Origin of the sequence: Sphingopyxis sp. BE235, from assembly GCF_031457175.1 — a bacterium.
Classification (GTDB): Bacteria; Pseudomonadota; Alphaproteobacteria; order Sphingomonadales; family Sphingomonadaceae; genus Sphingopyxis.
The window spans coordinates 961,186-983,520 of the sequence record NZ_JAVDWC010000001.1; the positions used below are offsets into that span (position 1 = coordinate 961,186).

Genomic DNA, 22,335 nt, shown 5'->3' on the forward strand with positions numbered 1-22,335 from the left:
GGGAGGCCCTTGCGATGCCTTCCGGTCCGTACGGAGCATATCAGAACTTCACGCTGAGCCCGGCCGTGATCCGGCGATCGGTGAGGCCCTGGAAGCAGAGCAGCGCCTTGTCGTTCACGCAATATTGGTTCTGGTCGCCGCGCAGCAGGTTGATGCCCTCGACCCCGACGTTGATATTATCGGTGATGTCATAGTTGATGCTGGCGTTGAGCTGCCCGCGTGCGCCGTTGATCAATGGCAGCCCGAAAAAGAAGGGATCGTTCGACACATAGCTCGAGCGCCACGTGTAGCGCAGGCGCGCGTTCAGTCCGTATTTGTCGTAGAACAGCGTGGTATTATAAGCATATTTCGACAGGTTGGTCAGCGAGATGAGGTCGCGCGAACCCGGAAACCCGAGCTGCGTGAACACCGTCCGCGGACCGTCGGCCACGCGATACTCGCGCGCCGAACCGCCGGCCTTCTGATAGGTGAAATTGCCGATGAAGCCGAAGCCCGAGGCGAAACCGAGCGTGTCTTCCCATGCCGACAGATCGTGCTGGAAGGCGACCTCGATACCCGTCTGCGTCGTGGTTCCAGGAACGTTGAAGGTCGAGCTGCGCGGGACGCAGATGCCGACCCCTTGGATCGGGTTGTTGATGTTGCGGTTGGCGATCGGATTATAGATGCCGCCGCCCGGGCACGACGGATCGATCGAGATATTGAGATTGCCGTTGGCGTCGAGGTTGGGCGCCGGATCTTCCTGCCGCTGCGCGAACAGGTTCGTGCGGCTCTTGTGGAAGAAGCCGATGCTGATCAGGCTCGACGGCGCGAAATAATATTCGCCCGAAAGGTCGAACGACCACACCGCTTCCGGGACGAGGTCGGGGTTGCCCACCGCGACCGGCGTGTTCGCGCCGGTGCCGAAGGAAAAGGACGTCGACAGTGTGTCGAAGTTCGGGCGGCGAATGTCGCGCGCGATACCGGCGCGGACGAGCAGCTTGTCGGCGGGTTCGAGGACGAGGCTGAAGCGCGGGAGCAGGAAATTGTACGAGCTCTTCGCGACCGTCTGTCCGGTCACCGTGCCGTTCGCGATATTGTTGCCCGTCGACGACAGCTTGGTGTGCAGCCAGCGGAAACCGGCATTGCCGCGCACCGGCATGCCGGCGATTTCGCCTTCCATATTCGCCTGAAAATAGGCGGCGTTTGTCGTTTCCTTGATGCTGAAGAAGCCCGCGAACGATTCGGTCGGCGTGACGAGCGAAGCGACAGCGGGCCCCTGCGTCCGTGCAGCGTTGCTCGCCGCGATTGCCTTGTTCAGCGATTCCAGCACCTTCGCCGGGTCGCGGAAGGACAGGCCGCCATCGATCAGCAGGAAGTCGGGGAAATAGAGGCGGCGCCCGTCGGCGGCGTTGAAGTTGCTGGGCCCGGGGATCAAAATGTCCGAAAACAGGTCGCCCGACGGCCGGTTCCACGCGCTCGTTGTGTTGGTCAGGCTGACATTGTTCGAAAATTCGCTGTTCTCGGCCGATGTCCGGTTCCAGCGATAGCCGAAATCGAGCGATGTGACGAAGGGGTTGAGGTTGGTCGTGTCGTAAGAGAAATCGAGGCGCGCCGCCCTTTCCTCATTGTCGGTCGAATTGGCGCCCTGCGTGACCTGCTGCAGCTGATAGTTCGCGGGGTCGAGCAATTGCGCCGTCGTCGGCGCAAAGGGGCTCGCCTGATCGATGCCGAATTGCAGCGTGCCGCCGCGCAGGTCGAATTCGATCGGCACGCCATTGTCGATGCTCCGCCCGATCACCGGCTGCGGGCCATTGGGATTGATGAAGTCGAGCGTGGTCGAGAAGTTCGGGAAATCGGATTTGGAGGTCGACAGCGACACTTCGGCGCGCACCTTCAAATTGTCGGTCGCCTGCCAATCGGTTCCGAAATCGAAGACGCGGCTTTTGGTCACGCGCGCGCCGGTGTCGCTCGATGTGCGCAGGTTAGGATCGATCACGCTTCCGGTCGTGCCGCCGATCCCGATCGTGCCCGCGACCGCGGCCTGCACGGTGCCGAGGTCGATCGGACCATTCGGGCCGTCGAGCCTGCCGAAATCGACCGTTTCGAACGCGGTATTGTTCATCGCATCGACGACTGAGGGCGTCGCGGTGCCCGAAATCTGGACGCGGTGGCTTTGCTGTCCGCGGCGCTGGTTGTTCAGCGTCGCGTCGAAATAGAATTTCAGATCGTCGTTCGGCTTCCATTCGAGCGCCGCGCTGCCGTTGTAGGTTTCATATTCGTAATTCTCGAGCCCCTGCTGGAGGAACTGGATGCGCAGGAACGGAAAGGCCTCGGCGCTCGGGCCCGAACCCGGCAGGACGAGCGCGTCGCGGTCAACGCGCGGCTTGAACGACGCGACATCCTGGCGGGCGTAGCTGCCGCTCACGACGATGCCGATCTCGCCGATGCCCGTGTCCCACCGGTTGCCGAGCGTGGCGGAGAGGCGCGGCAGGGTCGATTTCGACAGGTCGCTGTTTTCCATCTGCGCGCGCGCGGCAATCAGCGGATCCTTGAGGTCGAGCGGGCGGATCGTACGCAGATTGATCGTGCCGCCGACCGACCCTTCGATCGTCTGCGCGGTTGGAACCTTGGTGACCTCGACCGAGGCGATCAGTGCGGCGGGCAGATCTTCGAAGCTGATCCCCGAGCGGCCGGCGCCCGATCCCACGGTCGAAACGCCATTGATTTCGGTGCGGTTCGCGTCGGTGCCGCGGATCTGCACCGCGTTGCCAACCCCGGCTTGCCGGGTGATCTGAACCCCGGTGACATTTTCCAGCACTTCGGCGAGGTTCTGGTCGGGCAATTTGCCGATGTCTTCGGCCTGGATGACCTCGACGATATTGTCGGTGGCGCGCTTTTCGCCCAGCGCGGTTGCAAGGGAGCTGCGAATGCCCGTCACGACAATCGCATCGTCACCCGTGTCATCCGCGGACGCTGTCGCGCTATCCTGCGCGGCGGTGTCCTGCGCAAAGGCCGGGCCGCCAAGCATCGCCAGTGCCGTGGTGCCGAGCAGCACCGCTGCAAGGTTCATTTTGCCGGCGCCCGATGCGCGCCCGATGCTGCCCCGAATCATCCCACTCTCCCTGTTTGATCTTGTTTGGAGAGAAGCTCGCTTTGTCAGACCAATATGTCAACCCAGTTTGTATACCGATATCGGGTTGATATTGTCCTACCTCTTGTATAGTCCAATGAGCAAGAATCATAAAAAGGGTGAGGCGCAGTGCAGATAAGGGCGTTTTTTACGGTAGCGATGCTGGCCTCGGCGGCCCATCCCGCGCTGGCGCGCGACCTGCTGGTTGCCGATCAGGCGCAATATAAGGCAGCGGTGAAAAAGGCGCAGCCGGGCGACACGATTATCCTCGCCGACGGCGAATGGCGCGATTTCCAGATTGTCTTCACCGGCCATGGGAGCGCCGCCAAGCCGATCACGCTGACGGCGCAGACCAAAGGCAAGGTGCTGCTCACGGGCCAATCGAACCTGCGCATCGGTGGTCGGCATCTGCTCGTCTCGGGCCTTGTCTTCAAGAACGGCGCCAGCCCGACCGCCGAAGTGATCAGCTTCCGCCGTGATTCAAAGACGCTCGCAACCGACACGCGCGTGACCGAGGTCGTGATCGACGGTTTCAGCAAGGCCGACCGCCGTGCCGAGGACATATGGGTCGCGCTCTATGGCACCGGCAACCGCGTCGACCATTCGCATTTCGAGGGCAAGACGAACAGCGGCGTGACGCTTGCAGTGATCCGCCGCGCGGGTGCTCCGCTTGATAACCGGCACCGCATCGATCACAATTATTTCGGCCCGCGCCCGCCGCTCGGCTCGAACGGCGGCGAGACGATCCGCATCGGCACCAGCGAGGAGTCGCTCTCGGCATCGAACAGCATCATCGAGCGCAACATCTTCGACCGCACCAGCGGCGAGGTCGAGATCGTCTCGATCAAGTCGGGCGGCAATATCATCCGCGAAAATCTGGTGCTCGAGGCGCAGGGCGCCATCGTGCTGCGCCACGGCAACGGCAACCTCGTCGAGCGTAACATCTTCCTCGGCAAGGGTGTAGCCGACACCGGCGGTGTTCGCGTGATCAACCGCGACCAGATCGTGCGCGACAATTATTTCGAAGGGCTTGCGGGCACCTCGTTCAAGAGCGCGATCAGCGTGATGAACGGCGTGCCCAATTCGGTGATTAATCGCTATCATCAGGTCGCGAACGCACGGATCGAGGGCAACAGCATCATCGACAGCGCGCGCATCACCTTGGCCGCGGGTGCCGACGCCGAACGCTCGGCGGCACCGACGGACAGCAAGTTCGAACGCAATCTGATCGTCGGCGCGAAAGGACAGGATCCGTTCCGCGCGGAGGGCGAAATCGGCGGCATCGCGCTGGTGGGCAATGTCGAGGCGAAGGTCGAGAAGCCGTTGCTGGACGCGGGCGTCGAGCAGCGCGACGTGGCGCTCGAGCGCGCCGCTAACGGCCTGCTTTACCCGATCGATCCGGCGCTTGCCGCGGTCGGTGCGCCGCGTGATCTGAAGCCGGTAACGCGGGTTGAGGTTGGCGCCAGTTGGTATCGTGGCGATGCCCCCGAAGCGGCATTCGGCAGCGGCAGCAAGCGGCCGCTGATTGCAGGCGCCTCGCTCGCGCAGGCGGTTGCCGACGCGAAGGCGGGCGATACGCTGATGCTCGCGACCGGCACTTATGAGGTCGCCGCGCCGCTGACGGTGCGGCACCGGCTGACCATCGCGGGCGCGAAGGACGCGAAGCCCGTGCTGCGCGTCGCGTCGAGCCTTGCGCGGATCGAAGGCGGCGGAGGATTGCGGCTCGAAAATCTGGCGATCGACGCGAACGGTGCTGCCAGCGAGGGCGCGCTGATCGCGGTCGCGCCAGGAGTTGCGCCCAACTATTCGGTCGCGCTCGACCGCGTGTCGGTGCGCGGACCCGGCAAGGGCCGTCTCGATGGCATCGCCATGGCGCCGGGCACTTTCGCCGATGATGTGACGATCCAAAACAGCGACTTTGCGGAGATGGGCGTCGTAGTCGCCGCGACCAGCGAACAGGAACCCAAGGGCTGGTATCCGATGGAGCGGCTGACGATCACCGGGAGCCGCTTTGCGCGCGTCGCGATGGTCGCCCACCTGCTGCGTAAGGGCACCGATGAAAGCACTTTCGGCCCCTGGTTCGCGATGACCGGGTCGAGTGTCGCCGACAGCGGCGGTGGCGGCGCGTCGCTGCGCATTTCGGGCGCCCAGCACACCGACATCGCGCGGAACAACTTCGCCAAATCGGAAGGCATAGTCGTCATCCATTCGGTCGGCGCGCCCGAAACGCGGATTGCGTCGAACGCCTTCGCCGCGACGCCCGCGCCGCGCATCGAGGAACTCGCGTGGAAAGGTCCGCCACGCGGGCTGATCGCGGGCAATGTCGTGGAGGCGCGCCCGTGACCCGCACTCTGGCGCTTCTGCTGGCTGCCGCCGCGCTGCCGGCCATCCCCGTTTCGGCGCAGACCCCGCCCGCCGCTTCGGCGCAGGCGTTCGCGCCGCTGTTCGCCGCCGAGATCGAGCGCGCCAAGGCAGGCGTCGAGGCATCGATCAAGGCAGGCATCAACGTGCCGGTGCCGAAGGACCCCGGCGGCGGCTTCACCCATGAACAGCATAAGCGCAATTACCGCGTCATTTTCGAGGGCGGCCAGCTCTTCAGGCTGACGGGCGACGTGCGCTATCGCGACCATGTCCGCGATCTGCTGCTTGCCTATGCCGATCTCTATCCGAAGCTCGGGCCGCATCCCGCCGCATCGAACCAGGTGCCGGGCCGCCTCTTCTGGCAGAGCCTCAACGACAGCGTCTTCCTCGTGAACGCGGCGCAGGGCTATGCCGAGATCCGCGATGCGCTATCCGCCGCCGACCGCAAGCGCATCGACGATCGGGTGATCCGCCCGATGGCGCACTTCTTGTCCGACGGCTCGCCCGAGGTGATCAACCGCATCCACAATCACGCGACCTGGGCCGCGGCGGGCGTCGGGCTGTCGGGCTATCTGCTCGGCGACCGCGACCTTGTCGACAAGGCGCTGCTCGGGCTCGACAAGAGCGGCAAGGCCGGGTTCCTCCGCCAGCTCGACTTGCTCTTTTCGCCCGACGGCTATTATGCCGAGGGCCCCTATTATCAGCGCTACGCGCTGCAACCTTTCGTCGTCTTCGCAGCGGCGATCGCGGCGAACGATCCGGGTCGCAAGATTTTCGAGTATCGCGACGGCATCGTACTCAAGGCGATCCGTACCGCGATCGACGTGACGCACGACGGCTATTTCCTGCCGATCAACGACGCGATGCCCGACAAGAGCCTGCGCACCGAGGAACTCTATCACGCTGTCGCCATCGCCTATGGCGCGACGAAGGATCCGACCTTCCTGTCGATCGCCGACTGGCAGGGACGCACCGTGCTGACGCCGGCCGGGCAGGCGATGGCCGCCGATCTCGCCGCGGGCAAGGCGAAGCCTTGGCCCTTCGGCTCGCGGCTGCTTTCCGACGGCCCCGACGGCAAGGACGGCGCGCTCGTCCTGCTGCGCACCAAGGCCGATCCGACCGGGCCTTTGCTTGTCGCCAAGAACACGGTGCAAGGCATGGGACACGGCCATTTCGACCGGCTCGGCTGGCTCTATTATGACGAAACCGGCGCGGTCGTGACCGACTATGGCGCGGCGCGCTTCCTCAATGTCGAGGCAAAGCGGGGCGGGCGCTACCTCCCCGAAAACGACAGCTGGGCCAGCGCAACAATCGCGCACAATACGCTGGTTGTTGACGAGCAAAGCCACTTCGCAGGCGACTGGAAGGCCGGCGAAAAATCGGGGACGCGCCAGCTCGCAGCGTCGCTCGAAGGACCGACGCGCTACGCGATCGGCGAAATCGACAGCGCGTATGAGGATGTCAAAATCCGCCGCGCGCTATTGCTGGTCGAGGTCGACGGTCTCGCCAATCCCCTTACGCTCGATATCCTCCACGGGACTGGCAGCGGCAGGCATCGCTATGACCTGCCGCTGCATTTTTCGGGGCAGATCATCGACAGCGATATCGCGTTCGACCGCAAGCTCGCCGAGCGGCCGGTGCTCGGCAAGGCGAATGGCTACGAGCATCTGTGGGTCGACGGCGAGGGCACGAAAGCCGGCAAGGCGCGGCTGACATGGATGCAGGGCAGCCGCTTCTACTCATATCATATGCTCCCGCCCGCAGGGGCGCGCTTCATCGTCGCCGAAAGCGGCGCGAACGATCCCGAATTCAACCTGCGGCGCGAACCCGCGCTGATCCAGCGCATCGACGGCGCGGCGGACGCGACTTTCGTCAGTCTGCTCGAACCGCACGGCGCCTATGACGCGTCGGCGGAAACCGTCGTCGCGAGCAGCGCGCGCGCGTCGGGACTCGAGCATCGCAGGGAAAAGGGCGTCGATCTTGTTCTGATCACGCTCGTCGACGGCCGCCGCATCGCCATCGCCGTCGCCGACGATGTCACCGCCGGCGCCAAACACAGCGTCGCTGTCGAGGGTCGCACCCTCGCATGGACCGGCCCCGTCGGTCGCCTCGACCTCGCCAAAACCGGAGCGAAGAAATGAGCAATATCAAGGGCCGCTTCCGCTGGTGCGTCATCGCGCTGATCGCGCTCGCGACGGTGATCAATTATATCGACCGCAACGCGCTTGCGGTGATGTGGCCCGAAGTGTCGAAAGAGATCGGCGCCACCAAGGAAGATTATGCGCTGCTGGTGACGATCTTCATGATCTTCTACGCCTTTGGCCAGTCGATCTTCGGGCGCATCTTCGACGCGATCGGCACGCGGATGGGCTTCACCATCTCGATCGTCGTCTGGTCGCTGTCGATCGCGGCGCACGCACTGGTACGTTCGATGCCCTTGCTCCTCGTCCTGCGCGCGACGCTCGGGATCAGCGAGGCGGGCAACTGGCCCGGCGCGGCGAAGGCGAACGCCTTGTGGTTCCCGTCGCGCGAACGCGCGCTGGCGCAGGGCATTTTTAACGCGGGTGCCTCGCTCGGCGGCATCATCTCGGCGCCGCTGATCGCGCTGCTCTTCGTCCAATTTGGCTGGCACGGCACCTTCCTGTTGATCGGTGTGCTTGGCTTTATTTGGCTCGTGCCCTGGCTCTGGTTCTACAAGGCCGATCCCGAAAAGCATCCGGGGCTGAGCGAGGAAGAGCGCGACTATATCCTGACCGGCCGCACCGAGGCGTGCCGCGACGACAGTCGCCGCGTGCCGCTCGGCGAACTGCTGCGCTATCGCCAGAGCTGGGGCGTCATCCTGTCGCGCTTCTTTCTTGACCCCGTGTGGTGGCTCTTTGTTTCGTGGCTGCCGATCTATCTCGCCGAAACCTTCGGCTTTGACGTCAAACAGATCGGGCTTTTCGCCTGGGTGCCCTTCGTCGGCGCGATGCTCGGCAGTCTGTTCGGCGGCTGGCTGGCGGGGCGGATCATCAGCAAGGGCGGCGGCGTGCACAAGGCGCGCACGCTGACCATCGCGATCGGCTGCGCGATCATGCTACCTTCGCTGCTGTTTACGATCGGCGCGAGCGAGCCGCTCTCCGCGGTGCTGCTGATCGCGTGCATCCTCTTCGGGTTCCAGATGGCAATCGGCAATATCCAGACGCTGCCGAGCGACTATTTCGGCGGCGGTGCGGTCGGCAGCCTTGCGGGGATCAGCGGCACTGCCGCGGTCGCCGGCACGCTGATCACCACCTGGCTCGTCCCCGTGCTCACCAAGACGAGTTACGCGCCGATTTTCGCGCTCAGCGCGGCGATCGTGCCCGTCTCCTTCCTCTGTTTCTGGCTGATCGGCGGACGCGTCGAACCGGTCGTCACCCAACCCACCAACACCCAAGAATAAGGAATAGCATCACATGAACCTCCAGGGGAAAACCGCGCTCGTCACCGGCGGCGGACGCGACATCGGCCGATCTGTCTCGATCGCCCTCGCGCGCGCCGGCGTCCGCGTCGCGATCAACTACAACAGCGGCCGCGAAGCCGCCGAGGAAACGCTGAAAACGATCAAGGACGCCGGCGGCGACGCCTTCTTGATCCAGGCCGACGTCACCGACAGCAATGCGGTGAAAGCGATGCTCGACGAGGTCGGTGTCGCATTCAGTGGCCGGCTCGACATCCTCGTCAACCTTGCGGGCGGGATGATCGCGCGCAAGACGCTGAGCGAGATGGACGAGGCTTTCTTCGACCAGGTCATGACGCTCAACCTGAAATCGGTCTTCCTCGTCCTGCAGGCGGCGCAGCCCTTCCTCGGCGAAGGGTCGGCGGTGGTGAACGTGTCGTCGCTCGCCGGCCGCGACGGCGGCGGTCCGGGCGCGTCGGTCTATGCGACCGCGAAGGGCGCGCTGATGACCTACACGCGCTCGATGGCGAAGGAACTCGGGCCGCAGGGCATCCGCGTCAACGCCGTCTGCCCCGGCTTGATCGGCACGAGCTTCCACGACATTTTCTCGAAACCCGAAGGCCGCGCCGCGACCGCCGGCAACACGCCGCTCCGCCGCGAAGGTCATCCCGACGAGGTCGCCGACACGATCGTCTATCTGGCGTCGCCGGCGGCGAGCTTCCTCGCGGGCGTCTGCCTCGACATCAACGGCGGGCTGGGCTTCTCCTGATGCGCCGGCTCGTAGCGACGGCCGTCGTTGCCCTGCTCGCGAGCGTGGCGCAGGCCCAGACCCGCGAACGGACCGACGCGCCGCCGCTCGAGCCGTACAAGATCATCCTGGTCGGCGATTCGACGATGGCGCCGCACAGCGGATGGGGCGGGGCGTTCTGCGCGCGCCACGTCAAATCGTCGGTGGCCTGTGTCAACGCCGGCCGCGGTGGGCGCAGCACGCGCAGCTACCGGCAGGAAGGCGGCTGGGATATCGCGCTCGCCGAGGCGAAGGTGCCGGGGTATCGCGGCACCTGGGTGCTGATCCAGTTCGCGCATAACGACCAGTCGAGCAAATCCGAACGCTGGACCGACGAGGCGACCGAATTCCCCGCCAACCTCCGCCGCTTCGTCGAAGAGGTGAGGGCGGCGGGGGCGACTCCTGTGCTCGTGACGCCGCTGACGCGCCGCGAGTTCAAGGACGGCAAGCTCAGGAACACGCTCGCGAGCTGGTCCGATCAGGTGCGCTCTGTTGCGAAGGCGATGGACGTGCCGCTCGTCGATCTCAATGCGCTGAGCGCCGCGCAGGCGCAGGAGATGGGTGCGGAGATGGCGACGAAGCTCGCGCAAGAACCGCCGACGGCCGAGGAACTTGCCGCGGCGAAAGCGGGCACCACGCTGACCGCGCGTCCCGCACCGCCCGAACCGGCGCCGATTACCGGCGACGGCGCGCGCGGACAGGTGACGCGCAAGTTCGACTACACGCACCTCGGCGACATCGGCGCCGAGGTTACCGCCAAGCTCGTCGCACAGGCGCTCGCGCGCGCTGTGCCCGGGCTGCGGAGCCAGCTCGTCCGCTAACAAAGATGTGTATGGCAATTTGGACTAACCAATTTGCCATACACACTGGTTGACAAAATGGCTGACATGTTCGACAGCGTCGGGCAGAACAGAATCGATATTTGGGAGAGACGACGTGAATTCTCGTAATCAGATCCGTGCGCGGATGCTGCGCGCCGCGTTGCTGGCCGGCGCCGGCTCGACGCTGCTGATGGCCGCGACACCAACGATGGCGCAGGACGCGCCCGCACCGCAGGCCGAGCCCGAAGAAGACGCAATCGTCGTCACCGGTATCCGCGAGACGATCCAGAATTCGATCAACACCAAACGCGAAGAGACGGCGATCGTTGACGCGCTGTCGTCAGACGATATCGGCGATATCCCCGCCATTTCAGTGGGGCAGGCGATCCAGACGATTACCGGTGCAACCACGCACCGCGAAAAGGGCGACGCGTCCGAAATCGCGCTGCGCGGCCTTGGCCCCTTTCTGTCGAACGCGACCTTCAACGGCCGCGACGCATCGAACGGCAGCGGCGACCGCTCGGTGAACTTCAACCAGTTCCCCTCCGAGCTCGTCAACAATATCAAGATCTATAAGACGCAGCAGGCAAGCCTTGTCGAAGGCGGGGTCGCGGGCACGATCGAGATCGGTACGCTGCGCCCGCTCGATTTCGGCAAGCGCCGCCTGCAGGGCGAGGTAAAGGCGCAGTTCAACCCCTATGGCGACCGCATCACGGGAGGATCGGGCGGGATCGGCTGGCGCGGGACGCTGAGCTATGTCGACCAGTTCGCGAACGACACGATCGGCATCGCGATCGGCGTCCAGCGCAACGATACGAACAACCCCGAGGAAACCTACGCCGCGTCGACCACCTGGACCGCGTGCCAGGCCTCGCCGGTCGTCGCGAACAACAATTGCAACGAATATGAGCGCGGCGAATATCGGCAGAACCTGCCCTTCTACCTCGTTCCCAACGCCTATACCTTCCGCCAGATCAGCGAGAGCGACAAGCGCGACGCGGTGTTCGGCGCGATCCAGTTCCGCCCGACCGACACGCTCGACATCAATCTCGACGTCCAATATTCGGACCGGACCTTTGTTGAGAGCCGCCGCGACCTCAACCTGTCCGAAGGTCGCGTCGGCCTGACCAACGTCGTCTATGACGAAAATGGTATCATCCAGAGCCTGAACGGCTTGTCCGCCATCGAATCGAACGGCTCCGAACTGTCGCGGTCGGAGGAATATCTGGGCGGCGGCCTGTCGGTCGACTGGGAAGCGAGCGACCGGCTGACGATCAAGCTCGACGGCAGCTATTCGCGCACGATCCGCAAGGAAGTCGAACGCAACGTCCGCCTGCGCACAGCGGCGACCGACGTCAATGGCGTGCGCACCGTGTTCAACAACCGGCGCATCCCCTATAAATATGAGATTGCGCCGGGCAGCTTCGTCCCGACGATCACGATCGACCCGCGCTTCGACCTCAACAATCACGACCTCTTCTGGGAGGACGCCCGCTTCCGCCGCGACGAGGCCAAGCGCCACAACGAGATTTTCGCCGGCCGTTTCGACGCGACCTATGAACTCGACGGCTTCCTGAAGACGATCTCGGCCGGCGGCCGCTGGTCACAGCTCACCTATCGCGACTACGACCTGCGCAACGAAGATCCCAGCCTGGTTACTCCGACCGCGACCGACAAACGGATCAACAATATCTGCCGCCAGGCCTTCCCGCAGACCGACTTCCTCTCGGCGGCGAAGGGCAACAGCATCAACAGCTGGGCGACCTTCGACGTCGACTGCCTGTTCCGCGAATATCTGGGCACCGAGGACCCCGGCTTGCCCGACGAGATGCGGTCGGTCGCGAGCCGCGACGTCAAGGAAAGCACGCTCGCGGGCTATGTGATGGCCGATTATGAAGGCGACCTCGGCAGCATGCCGGTACGCGGCAACATCGGTGTGCGCGTCGTCAACACCCGCGTCACCTCGAAGGGGCTGCGCAGCGACCTCATCCTCGTCCCCGATCCCAGCGGCGATGGTTCCTTCGGGCTCGACGAGACCGGCAACTTCGTGACCGAGACGATCAAGAGCAGCAACACGCGCGTCCTGCCGAGCGTCAACGCGATCTTCGAGGTCGCGCCCGACACGCTCGTTCGTCTCGCGGGCTATCGCGCCATGTCGCGTCCCAACCCGAGCGCGCTCGGCGCCGGCCGCACGATCACGCTCGAGGGCGGTGAGGAGTTCACGTCGATCGAGGATGCGATCGACAATATCCGCGCCAACGGCAGCCCGCGCCTGAAGCCGCTGATGTCGTGGAACGGCGATTTGTCGGTCGAATGGTATCCGAACAAGGACAGCCTCCTCTCGGCAACCGTCTATTACAAGCAGTTCAATGGCGGCTTCCAGCCGGTGGTGTTCAACGAGGATTTCACGATCAACGGCGAGACGGTGTCGATCCCGGTGGCGCAGACCCGCAACAGCCCAGACAAGTCGCGCATCTATGGCCTCGAACTGACCGCGGCGACGCGCTTCAGCTTCCTGCCCAAGCCGCTCGACGGCCTCGGCGCGAAGGTCAGCTATAATTATGCCGATTCCAATTTCGAAACGCATGATATTCGCCTTGGTGACCAATATGATCCGGAAACCGAAGACGTCAGCGAAGGGATCATCCCGCCGGCCGGCCTGTCGGGCTATTCGAAGCATGTGCTGTCGGCGCAGGCCTATTACGACATCGGCCCGGTATCGCTGCAGGCGATCTACAATTATCGCTCGAGCTATTTCCAGGACTTCGTGGGTGGCAACAGCCAGCTCCGCTACGTCGGGCCGAGCGAGACGGTCGACTTCCGCGCGTCGATGAATCTGATGCCCGGCGTGTCGCTGCGCTTCGAGGCGCTCAACCTCTTCAACGAGCCGAAGGCGACCTACATGCCGGTCTATGGCAGCAGCCGCCAGTATCACTATTATGGCGCGAAATATTTCGTCGGCATCCGGGCGCGAATTTGAAACTAAGTTCGGTCATGGGCTTCAAACTTGTCCTACCGGATTGTATGGACTTCCTGACGCTTGTGCGGGGAGAAGATTGACCATGGCCGAACGCCGCCTTTTCGAAGATGTCGCCGACACGATTCGGCGCCTGATTCTCGACGGAACCTTTCCGCCGGGGACGCGGCTGCCCGGCGAGCGCGAGCTTTCCGAGCGCTTCGAGGTGAGCAGGGTGACGATCCGCGAGGCCGAGATCGCGCTGCAGGCGACGGGGTGGATTCACATTCGCACCGGTGCGGGCGCTTATGTCGAGGCGATCCTGCCCGGCGACAACGCGATCCTGCCCAAGGTCAGCGCCTTCGAGCTGACCGAGGCGCGCTCGCTGTTCGAGGCCGAAGCCGCGGCGCTTGCGGCGCCGACGATATCGGCCGAAACGCTAGCGAAACTCGACGAATTGCTCGACGCGATGGCCGACGACAGCAAGAGCGAAGAAGAGATCAGTGCGATCGACCGCGAGTTTCACATGACGATCGCCGCAGCGTCGAGCAATAAGGCGATCATCCATGTGATCGAGAGCCTGTGGCGCATGCGGATGGAATTGCCCGAGGTGCGCAGCAGCCATTCCCTGGTGTGCCGCAAGGATGGCAGCGCGCGCCAGGCCGAGCATGCCGATGTCGTCGCGGCGCTGCGCAATCGCGATGCGACCGGCGCCCGGCTCGCGATGCGGCGTCACTTCAACCGCCTGATCGAATCGATGCTCGACGAGACCGAGGAACGCGCGATCGTCGAGCTGCGCCGCCAATCCGCCGAAAGCCGCGAACGCTACCTGCTGAGCGCAAAACTGGCCTGATGCCGGACCATTCGCCTTCACCGGCCGCGCCGGATCCGGTTGCGGCGCTGCTCGGCGCACGCCTGTCGGGACGGGCGCTGCCCGCCTTTCCTGCGCCGGTGCCGGCCACGCTCGCCGAAGCCTATGCGGTGCAACAGCGCCTGATCGCCGCGCTGGGCGCGCCGGTGCTCGGCTGGAAGGTCGGGCGCATTCCGGTGGCATTGATCGAGACCTTGGGCGCCGAGCGTGTCGCCGGGCCAGTGCTGCGGATCGCCGAACTCGACGGGGACGTTCCGGGCGCGGCGGCGATTTTCGCCGGCGGCGCCGGTGCGATCGAGGCCGAGGTGATGCTGCACCTTCGCGCGGTGCCCGACCGGCTGACCGGCGGCGACGATGGTGCCACATGGGTCGATGAGATCCGCGCCGGGTTCGAAGTCGCAAGCTCGCCCGCACCCGACGTCCACGACCATGCCCCCTATGGCATCATCGCCGATATCGGAATCAACAATGGCCTGTTGCTGGGGCCGAGGCTCGACATCGACGATTTCGCGACGCTGGCGGTCGAGACGCAAATCGACGGCGTGACGGTCGGAACCGGGCGCGCGATCGACGTGCTCGACGGTCCGTGGGGATCGCTCAATTTCCTGGTCGACCTCCATCGGCGCGGCGTCATCGCATTGAAGCCCGGCCAATGGGTTTCGGCCGGTGCGATCACCGGGGTTCATCCGATCGGCATTGGCGGGGCGGCGACGGCCCGTTTCGGCTCGACCGTCCATATTGCCTGTACCGCCATTGCGGAAACCGGATTCAAACCATGATCGCCCCCCAAGGACCCATCGCCTGCTTCGGCGAAATCGTCATGCGCGTCTCCGTTCCGCACGGCGAATTGCCGCTGCAATCGGCGCGGTTCGACGCGCATGTCGGCGGCGCCGAGGCGAACGTCGCCGTCGCGCTCGCCGCGCTTGGCCATGACACCGCGATGATCAGCGCCGTCCCCGAAGGTTCGATCGGCGACGGCGTACTTGGGGAACTGCGCCGCCACGGCGTCGATGTTGCGCCCGTGCTCCGCCCCGCTGGCCGCATGGGTCTCTATTATTACCTCCCCGGCGGTCCGATGCGGCCGGCAGAGGTCGTCTATGACCGCGCCGGCTCGGCCTTTGCCGAGACCAGAGCGGGCGACTGGAACTGGGATCATTCGTTCGACGGCGTCGGCTGGCTGCACGTGTCGGGGGTTACGCCCGCGCTCGGGCCGAACAGCGCGGAAGCCGTGCTCGAAGCCGTTACGCGTGCGCGCGCGGCCGGGATCGGCGTGTCGTTCGACGGCAATTGGCGCGGACGCCTTTGGGATCGCTGGCAGTCCGATCCTGCGGCGGTATTGAAGCCGATCGTTGCGCAGGCGACGCTGCTGTTCGGCAATCATCGCGACGCGGCATTGCTCCTCGGCCGCGAATTTTCGGGTGAAGCCGAAGACCGGCGGCGCGAGGCGGCGCTTGCACTGCTCGATCATTTTCCGTCGCTCGAATATGTTGCATCGACTGCGCGCGAGATCGTCGGCCCGGATATGCACCGGATCACGGCGCGTATCGATACACGCGACGAAGGGGGCGTAAGCGATCCCACCGTCGTCGCGCCGGTAATCGACCGGGTCGGAACCGGCGATGCGTTCGCGGCCGGCGTTCTCGACGGATTGTGGCAGGGGAGGGCGCTGGCCGATGCAGCGAAGCGCGGCCTCGGACTATCGGTGCTCAAACATGGCATCCACGGCGATTTTGCGCCATTTTCGCGCGCAATGCTCGACCGCGTTTCCGATGTAGCGCAGGACATTGCGCGCTAGAGCCCGCCGGGTGAAATCCGGCTGAATGGCCAATGTCCATTTATCGCTCGGCAAACGGCGGCAGTCCGCTTTCGTCATCGCCATCAAAGTTTCGAGATAAAGGGAGCAACAACGCCCGCTAAGTTTATGGTTTCAGCCAATATGCTGAAAACAAGCCATAAACTGTTTATGATGGTGCGGCCGCGTGGGGCCTCCAAGCGGCTGGACTGCCAGACCGGGAATGCCAGTTTCTGGCGAGCGCTACCCTCAGCCATCAGTAATAGGATAAATTTGTCACCGGCAGCTTCAGGGCTGGACAGGCTTTGCCAATTCTATGATACGATATTATATATCATGATTCGGGTTGTCGGGCAGACCATGTGTCCGGTGCTCAAGGCAGTTCCTAGGGGGTTTAATGTTTCGGACTATTCTTGCTGGCGGTGCCGCGGTTGCGGCTCCGACGACGGCCGTTGCGCAGGTTGAGGCAGTCGACGAGATCGTCGTTCTCGGAACGCGCGAGCAGGGGTATCGGGCCACGGTCGCACCGCAGACCAACAAGTCGGACACACCGATCAAGGAAACACCCTATTCGGTGCAGGTCGTGACGCGCGAACTCATTCGCGACCGCGGCATTACGACGATCGGCGAGGCGCTGCGCTATGTGCCGGGCTTCAGCCCGCAGGTCGGTTTCGGCGCGACCAACGACCGTTTCTATATTCGCGGCTTCATCACCCCCTATAATCTGAAGAACGGCCTTCGCCGTTCGGCCTATGCGCCCGACGAGCAGTTGCAGAATGTCGAGCAGGTCGAGGTGCTGAAGGGATCCGCCTCGGCGCTTTATGGCCGCTTCGAACCCGGCGGTGTCGTCAATTTCGTGACGAAGAAGCCGCTCGATGAACCCTTTGCCGAGGTGAGCGCGCTCTACGGCTCGTTCGATCAACTGCGGCTGACGGGCGATTTCTCGGTGCCGATTTCCGGGACTGTCGGCCTCCGCGTCAATGTTTCGCACGACGATCGCGATGGCTTTCGCGATTTCACTTTTTCGCGCGACATCTTCATCGCACCCGTTGTGCAGTGGAAGCCTTCGGACGCGACGAGCGTGACGCTCGAAGGCGAATATGCCCGCAAGCGTGGCTATTTCGACCGAGGTTTCGCCAACGACCCGCTGTTCCTCGAGGCTCCGCGCAAACGCCAGTTCGGCGAGGCCGACGCAGGCTACACGAACAGGGGCGGCGTCGCGAGCCTGTTCGTCGATCATCGTTTCTCGGATGATCTCTCGGGGCGCGTTGCCTTCGGCTATTCGGACTTCACCAAGGACAGCTATTATTATGCTTTCGGCTTTCCGCCGGTCAGCCGCGCCGATCCTGCCGGTCCCAAGGTCAATCGCCGCACCAGCCAGGCATATGATCGCCAGACCGATCTGACCGCACAGGCCGAGCTCTATGCGCGCTTCACGACCGGCGCGGTCGAGCACAAGGCGCTTGTCGGTGTGGAATATGGCTATGATCATTGGCGGTTCGACGTCCGTAACCCGCCCTTCGGCGTGAATATCCCGATCGACTTCGACAATCCGGTCTATGGGCAGCGCGCCGACCCGACGGTCCTTGTCTCCGATGGCGCATGGAACAGCGACTCCACCGCCGTCTATGCGCAGGACGAGATGGAACTCGGCAACTGGCGCCTCCTCGTCGGCGGTCGCTATGACTGGAACGAGCTCCGGAATCGCGATTATCTGGCCAGCACAGGGGAAGAGGCAACGAAGCGCGGGGCCTTTTCGCCGCGTGCCGGTCTCACCTGGACCCCGGTGTCGGCGCTTTCGCTCTACGGAAGCTGGGCGCGCTCGTTCCGCGCGCAGGTCGACGTCGGCCGCCTTCGCGATGGTTCGCTGCCCAAGCCGCTCATCGGCGAAAGCTGGGAGGTCGGCGCCAAGGCCGAGCTTTTCGGCGGCAGATTGACACCGACGCTCGCGCTTTTCGACATCACTCGGCGCAATGCCGCGGTATCGGACCCGGTCGACTTCGATCTCGTGATCCAGATCGGCAAGTCGCGTTCGCGCGGGATAGAGGTCGAGGTCCCGGCCGCGCTGACGCCGCAGTGGCGGCTCATCGCCAACTACACCTATCTCGATGCGAAAATCCTCGAGGACAGCTTTGCGGCGCCGGGCGCGCGCCTCGTCAATGCGCCGCGACACTCGGCAAGCCTCTGGACGACATATGATTTCGCCGGATCGCTCAAGGGCGCGAGTGCCGGCTTCGGGGTTCAGCATATCGGGAGCCGCGCGGGCAATACCGACAATTCCATCCTGCTGCCGGCCTACACGCGCGTCGATGCCAATCTCGCTTACGCGTTCGACGCCGGCGTCGGGCCGCTCCGCGCGCAGCTCAATATACTCAACCTCTTCGACAAATTCTATTACGACAGCGGCGGCGCCTTCATCCCGCTCTACCCGGGCGCGCCGCGCACGGTCACGGCGAGCCTTTCTTACCGCTTCGGGGGAAGCCGGTGAGGCTGCTGTTCGCCTTCGGGTCGCTCGCCGCGTTCGCGGCCTGCGCGCCGATCCCGATGCGCGAGCCGCCCGCGCGCAGCACGGTCACGATAGGCGCGCGCCCCGCCGCCAACCTCACCGCGGGCTGCGTCGCCGACTATCGCGAGGACACCGACTATTTTCCCGACAAGGCGGCCTTCCGCCATTCGGCGCAGCTCAAGGTCGAATATCACCGGAACTGGAAGCGCGTGACCTTCACGCCTTCGGTCGACACGCGCGAGGTGCTGCGCCTCGTCCTTGTCCAGTGCGGCACGCCGCCGCCGAAACTTGGTCCGCGCGACACGCTCGTCGAAGTTCCCGTGCGCGACTTCGCGACCGCCAATGTGTCGCTGCTTGGTGCCGCACATCTCCTCGGTATCGACGATCGGCTAAAGGGCGTGCCGACGCGCAACGTCTCGATCCCGGCGATTGCCGGACAGATCGAGCGGGGCGAGACGATTCCCATCCATGCCGCGCAGCACGGCAATGGCGAGCAGGCGGCCGCGCTCGGCGCCGAACTCTTCTTCACTTTCTACTCCGCCTATCCCGACGCCAATATTCATCCCCTCCTGAAACGTCTCGGCGTCGTCTCGGCGCCGCAGTCGGACCATACCGAACCGACCCCGCTCGGGCGCGCCGAGTGGATCAAATATGTCGCGCTCTTCTTCAATCTGGAGGCGCGCGCCAACCAGCTCTTCGACGCGCGCGCGGCACGCTACGCCAAGCTGCGCGCGCTCGCGGCCAATGTCGACGCGCGGCCGCTCGTCCAACTCGGCTATCCCGAGAGCCGTGACGAGTGGAGCCAGGCCGGCGGACGCAACCAGCTCTACCGCATGATCGAGGATGCCGGCGGGCGCCACGCCTGGCATGACAATTCAATAGCGGGGAGCCTCACTTACGCACCGATGGAGACGCTTTTCGACCGGGCCGCGAGCGCGGACGTCTGGCTCGGCAATTTCATGCCGGGGGCGGCCGACATGGCGACGCTGCGCCGCGACCAGCCGCGGCTCGCATGGCTACGTGCGGTAAGAGATGGCCGGGTCTACTGGTTCGACGCCGGCAAGGTCGGGCCGTTCGCGAACAGCTGGTCGGACCAGGGCATGACCGAACCGCAGGATGCGCTCGCCGAGCTGATCGCCATTCTCCATCCCGAACTGCTCCAGCCGCCCGCGCGTCCGCGCTTCATCCGCAAGATCCCGGGAGGTCCGGCATGATCAAGCCCATATCCTTCACCTTCGTCATCGGTGGGGTCATCGCGGCGTTCTTCCTCGCCGAGCTGGCGCTCGGCGTCGTCGATATTCCCCTCGAGGCGATCGCAGCGAGCCTGACCGGCGGTACGATCGCGCAGGAGGGCTGGGGCCATATCGTCCGCGAATATCGGCTTCCGCGTGCGCTTGCCGCGCTCGTCGGCGGCGCCAGCCTCGGCGCGTGCGGCCTGATGCTTCAGACCTTGTTCCGCAACCCGCTCGCCGACCCTTTCGTGCTCGGCATTGCGCACGGCGCCCGCTTCGGGGTCGCGCTGCTCGTCGTCGCGACGGGACTGGCAGGACCCGCCTTCGCCGAAAGTTTCGGACTCGTCGGCGACGTAGGGCTCGCGGTCGCGGCTTCGGGCGGGACGATTGTCGTCATGGGATTGCTGACGCTGCTCGCGCGGCGGGTCGACAATGTCACCCTGCTGCTCTCAGGCCTCATGCTCGGCTATATCGCGGCGGGGCTTATCAGTCTCTCGCTCCATCTCATCGACGAGACGCAGGCGTCGGCCTTCAAGGGATGGGACGATGCGAGCTTCGCAGGGGTGACCTGGGCGCAGCACATCATCCTGCTTCCAGCCTGCGCGCTCGGCCTGCTCCTTCTGATGGCACTCGCAAAACCGCTCAACATTCTGATGCTGGGCGACACCTATGCGCAGAGCCTCGGCGTGCCACTAAAGGCATTGCGCTACGCCTGCTTCGGCGTGGTCGCGCTTCTTGTCGGCACCGTCACTGCCTTCTGCGGCGCAATCAACTTTCTGGGACTGATCGCGGGTCATGCAGCGCGCGGCCTGCTCCAGACCGAGGATCACCGTATCCTGCTCCCGGCAGCGGCGCTAGCGGGAGGCGCGCTTGCGCTTGCGACCGACCTCATCACCCATCTCCCGTGGGCGCGCCACCTCCTTCACCTCAATGCGGTGAACGGGCTGATCGGCGGCCCGATCGTTCTCTGGGTGCTGCTGCGCCGGCATGCCCGGTTCGGAGCCGCGGCATGAGTGGGATCCTTTCAACCGATGATCTTGCGATCGGTTATTCGGGCCGCCTCGTCGCCGAGCATCTCTCGCTCGCTCTTCATCCCGGTGACGTCGTTGCGCTCGTCGGTCCGAACGGGACGGGCAAGACGACACTGCTGCGTACGCTTGCGGGCCTCCTGCCGCCGCTAGCCGGATCGATCGCGCTCGAAGGCGAACCTCTCGCATCCCTGTCGGCGCGCGCGAAGGCGCAAAGGCTGGGCGTGGTTCTCACCGAACGGCCGCAGACGGGTTATCTTACAGGATTCGAGCTCGCCGCCGCGGGGCGATATCCGCACACGGGCTGGCAAGGAAAGCTCGCGCCCGCAGATATTGCGATCGTCGACGAAGCACTGGCGCTCGTGGGCGCCGCGGCGTTTCGTGATCGCCCGGTGGCGAGCCTTTCCGACGGCGAAAGGCAACGCGTCATGGTCGCACGGGCGCTCGCCCAGCAGCCACGCCTGCTGCTCCTCGACGAGGTCACCTCCTTTCTCGACGTGCCGCGGCGCGTCGCCTTCTTCGCGCTGCTCGGCGAGCTCGCGGGGCAAAGGGGCTATGCGATCGTCATCTCGACGCACGAACTCGAGCTCGCCTTGCGCTGTGCGAACCGCCTGTGGCTCTACGACGGCACGAGGCTTCTCGATGGCGCGCCGGAGGACCTGATCCTCTCGGGCGATTTCGCCCGGATCTTCGCGGCCGACGGCGTTCGCTTCGACGAGGAGGCGGGCCATTTCGAACTGCGGCGTCCGGCGAGTCGGCGCATAGCATTGGAGGGGAAGGGCGTTCGCGCCGCATGGACGCGCCGAGCGCTCGAGCGCGCGGGATTCGCGATCGACCCGGCCGCTTCGATCCGCGTGTCGGTGGACGCTACGGGATGGAGGATCGGACCGGAGCGCGCCGACAGCATCGCCGCGATGCTTGGACGGCTTCATAGCTTGTAATGCCAGGCGGCGTCCTTGATGCTGGGGATGTCTGCATCCTGCGATGGCGGGCCGAGAGCCGCCTGTCCGCTATCGGCCATTGCAAACTTAAGGGCCGCTGTGCTCACGAATGCCGACTAGAAAGTCGTTTCACTTCAAGGCCATGGTTAGCAGAAGTGTGAGGCCGGCGGGCCATTCCTCGCCGCAGCCTGTTACGAAGGGGGGTAAAAGGTGGTCCAGAACCTTTCAGGAATCACCTAAGTATTTGAACCTAAATAATAAATCAAAAATGATGGTGCGGTCGAGAAGACTCGAACTTCCACGGCCTTTCGGCCACAACGACCTCAACGTTGCGCGTCTACCAGTTCCGCCACGACCGCACATCATGATGGTCCGGACGGGTCCGGCACCAGGTAGGAGCGGGCGCCTAGCAAAGCTTTCCGGGTGATGCAAGCGAGCTTCGCCGCATTTATTTTCGCAGGTGCGAACAAGCGGCTCCTAGTGCCGCCGTTCTTGTCATCGAACCGACTCAAA

At 64.5% G+C, this 22,335-nt stretch carries 14 protein-coding genes and 1 tRNA gene; 13 read left to right on the plus strand and 2 right to left on the minus strand.

All coding sequences use genetic code 11. The features are described from left to right. Positions 1 to 40: 40 nt before the first annotated feature. Complete coding sequence (locus tag J2X38_RS04570) at positions 41 to 3,091, minus strand: TonB-dependent receptor (RefSeq protein ID WP_310251745.1); 3,051 nt, start codon at positions 3,089 to 3,091, stop codon at positions 41 to 43. Positions 3,092 to 3,238: 147 nt separating this feature from the next. On the opposite strand from J2X38_RS04570, the gene J2X38_RS04575 reads away from it, so the two are divergent. From J2X38_RS04575 to J2X38_RS04635, 13 genes are all read left to right on the plus strand, one after another. Continuing rightward, entirely contained in the window at positions 3,239 to 5,452 is a 2,214-nt protein-coding gene (locus J2X38_RS04575; RefSeq protein WP_310251747.1) for a chondroitinase-B domain-containing protein, read from the plus strand. Further along, positions 5,449 to 7,611 (plus strand): heparinase II/III family protein, encoded by a 2,163-nt coding sequence (locus J2X38_RS04580; RefSeq protein WP_310251749.1) that lies wholly within the window; start codon positions 5,449 to 5,451, stop codon positions 7,609 to 7,611. Before J2X38_RS04575 ends, J2X38_RS04580 begins: the two co-directional genes overlap by 4 nt. Continuing rightward, positions 7,608 to 8,891, plus strand: a complete 1,284-nt coding sequence (locus J2X38_RS04585) for an MFS transporter (RefSeq protein ID WP_310251751.1) — start codon at positions 7,608 to 7,610, stop codon at positions 8,889 to 8,891. The genes J2X38_RS04580 and J2X38_RS04585 overlap by 4 nt, the downstream gene beginning before the upstream one ends. Positions 8,892 to 8,904: 13 nt before the next feature. Beyond that, complete coding sequence (locus J2X38_RS04590; RefSeq protein WP_137890316.1) at positions 8,905 to 9,657, plus strand: SDR family NAD(P)-dependent oxidoreductase; 753 nt, start codon at positions 8,905 to 8,907, stop codon at positions 9,655 to 9,657. Then, a complete protein-coding gene (locus J2X38_RS04595; protein ID WP_310251753.1) occupies positions 9,657 to 10,496 on the plus strand; it encodes a rhamnogalacturonan acetylesterase in 840 nt (279 codons plus the stop codon). Before J2X38_RS04590 ends, J2X38_RS04595 begins: the two co-directional genes overlap by 1 nt. Positions 10,497 to 10,611: 115 nt before the next feature. Further along, complete coding sequence (locus J2X38_RS04600; RefSeq protein WP_231732740.1) at positions 10,612 to 13,476, plus strand: TonB-dependent receptor; 2,865 nt, start codon at positions 10,612 to 10,614, stop codon at positions 13,474 to 13,476. 82 nt (positions 13,477 to 13,558) lie between these two features. Next, positions 13,559 to 14,305, plus strand: a complete 747-nt coding sequence (locus J2X38_RS04605) for a FadR/GntR family transcriptional regulator (protein WP_058536788.1) — start codon at positions 13,559 to 13,561, stop codon at positions 14,303 to 14,305. Further along, positions 14,305 to 15,102: a 2-keto-4-pentenoate hydratase gene (locus J2X38_RS04610; RefSeq protein WP_310251756.1), complete on the plus strand. Its 798-nt coding sequence runs from the start codon at positions 14,305 to 14,307 to the stop codon at positions 15,100 to 15,102. Before J2X38_RS04605 ends, J2X38_RS04610 begins: the two co-directional genes overlap by 1 nt. Beyond that, positions 15,099 to 16,118, plus strand: coding sequence for a sugar kinase (locus J2X38_RS04615; RefSeq protein WP_310251758.1), 1,020 nt, complete (start codon positions 15,099 to 15,101; stop codon positions 16,116 to 16,118). The genes J2X38_RS04610 and J2X38_RS04615 overlap by 4 nt, the downstream gene beginning before the upstream one ends. Before the next feature lie 394 nt (positions 16,119 to 16,512). After that, positions 16,513 to 18,603 carry a TonB-dependent siderophore receptor gene (locus tag J2X38_RS04620; RefSeq protein ID WP_310251760.1) on the plus strand — a complete coding sequence of 697 codons (2,091 nt, stop codon included), beginning with the start codon at positions 16,513 to 16,515 and terminating at the stop codon, positions 18,601 to 18,603. Then, complete coding sequence (locus tag J2X38_RS04625) at positions 18,600 to 19,835, plus strand: ABC transporter substrate-binding protein (protein WP_310251761.1); 1,236 nt, start codon at positions 18,600 to 18,602, stop codon at positions 19,833 to 19,835. The genes J2X38_RS04620 and J2X38_RS04625 overlap by 4 nt, the downstream gene beginning before the upstream one ends. Further along, a complete protein-coding gene (locus tag J2X38_RS04630) occupies positions 19,832 to 20,866 on the plus strand; it encodes an iron ABC transporter permease (RefSeq protein WP_310251763.1) in 1,035 nt (344 codons plus the stop codon). Before J2X38_RS04625 ends, J2X38_RS04630 begins: the two co-directional genes overlap by 4 nt. Beyond that, positions 20,863 to 21,822, plus strand: a complete 960-nt coding sequence (locus J2X38_RS04635; protein WP_310251765.1) for an ABC transporter ATP-binding protein — start codon at positions 20,863 to 20,865, stop codon at positions 21,820 to 21,822. The genes J2X38_RS04630 and J2X38_RS04635 overlap by 4 nt, the downstream gene beginning before the upstream one ends. Before the next feature lie 272 nt (positions 21,823 to 22,094). Here J2X38_RS04635 and J2X38_RS04640 read toward each other — a convergent pair. Further along, positions 22,095 to 22,181: transfer RNA gene (locus tag J2X38_RS04640), tRNA-Leu, on the minus strand. Positions 22,182 to 22,335 lie beyond the last annotated feature (154 nt).

Excerpts from the sequence above, each read along its gene's own strand:
- J2X38_RS04570 (WP_310251745.1), bottom strand. The coding sequence starts at position 3,091 with ATGATTCGGGGCAGCATCGGGCGCGCATCGGGCGCCGGCAAAATGAAC.
- J2X38_RS04585 (WP_310251751.1), top strand. The coding sequence starts at position 7,608 with ATGAGCAATATCAAGGGCCGCTTCCGCTGGTGCGTCATCGCGCTGATC.
- J2X38_RS04590 (WP_137890316.1), top strand. The coding sequence starts at position 8,905 with ATGAACCTCCAGGGGAAAACCGCGCTCGTCACCGGCGGCGGACGCGAC.
- J2X38_RS04595 (WP_310251753.1), top strand. The coding sequence starts at position 9,657 with ATGCGCCGGCTCGTAGCGACGGCCGTCGTTGCCCTGCTCGCGAGCGTG.
- J2X38_RS04605 (WP_058536788.1), top strand. The coding sequence starts at position 13,559 with ATGGCCGAACGCCGCCTTTTCGAAGATGTCGCCGACACGATTCGGCGC.
- J2X38_RS04610 (WP_310251756.1), top strand. The coding sequence starts at position 14,305 with ATGCCGGACCATTCGCCTTCACCGGCCGCGCCGGATCCGGTTGCGGCG.
- J2X38_RS04615 (WP_310251758.1), top strand. The coding sequence starts at position 15,099 with ATGATCGCCCCCCAAGGACCCATCGCCTGCTTCGGCGAAATCGTCATG.
- J2X38_RS04620 (WP_310251760.1), top strand. The coding sequence starts at position 16,513 with ATGTTTCGGACTATTCTTGCTGGCGGTGCCGCGGTTGCGGCTCCGACG.
- J2X38_RS04630 (WP_310251763.1), top strand. The coding sequence starts at position 19,832 with ATGATCAAGCCCATATCCTTCACCTTCGTCATCGGTGGGGTCATCGCG.
- J2X38_RS04635 (WP_310251765.1), top strand. The coding sequence starts at position 20,863 with ATGAGTGGGATCCTTTCAACCGATGATCTTGCGATCGGTTATTCGGGC.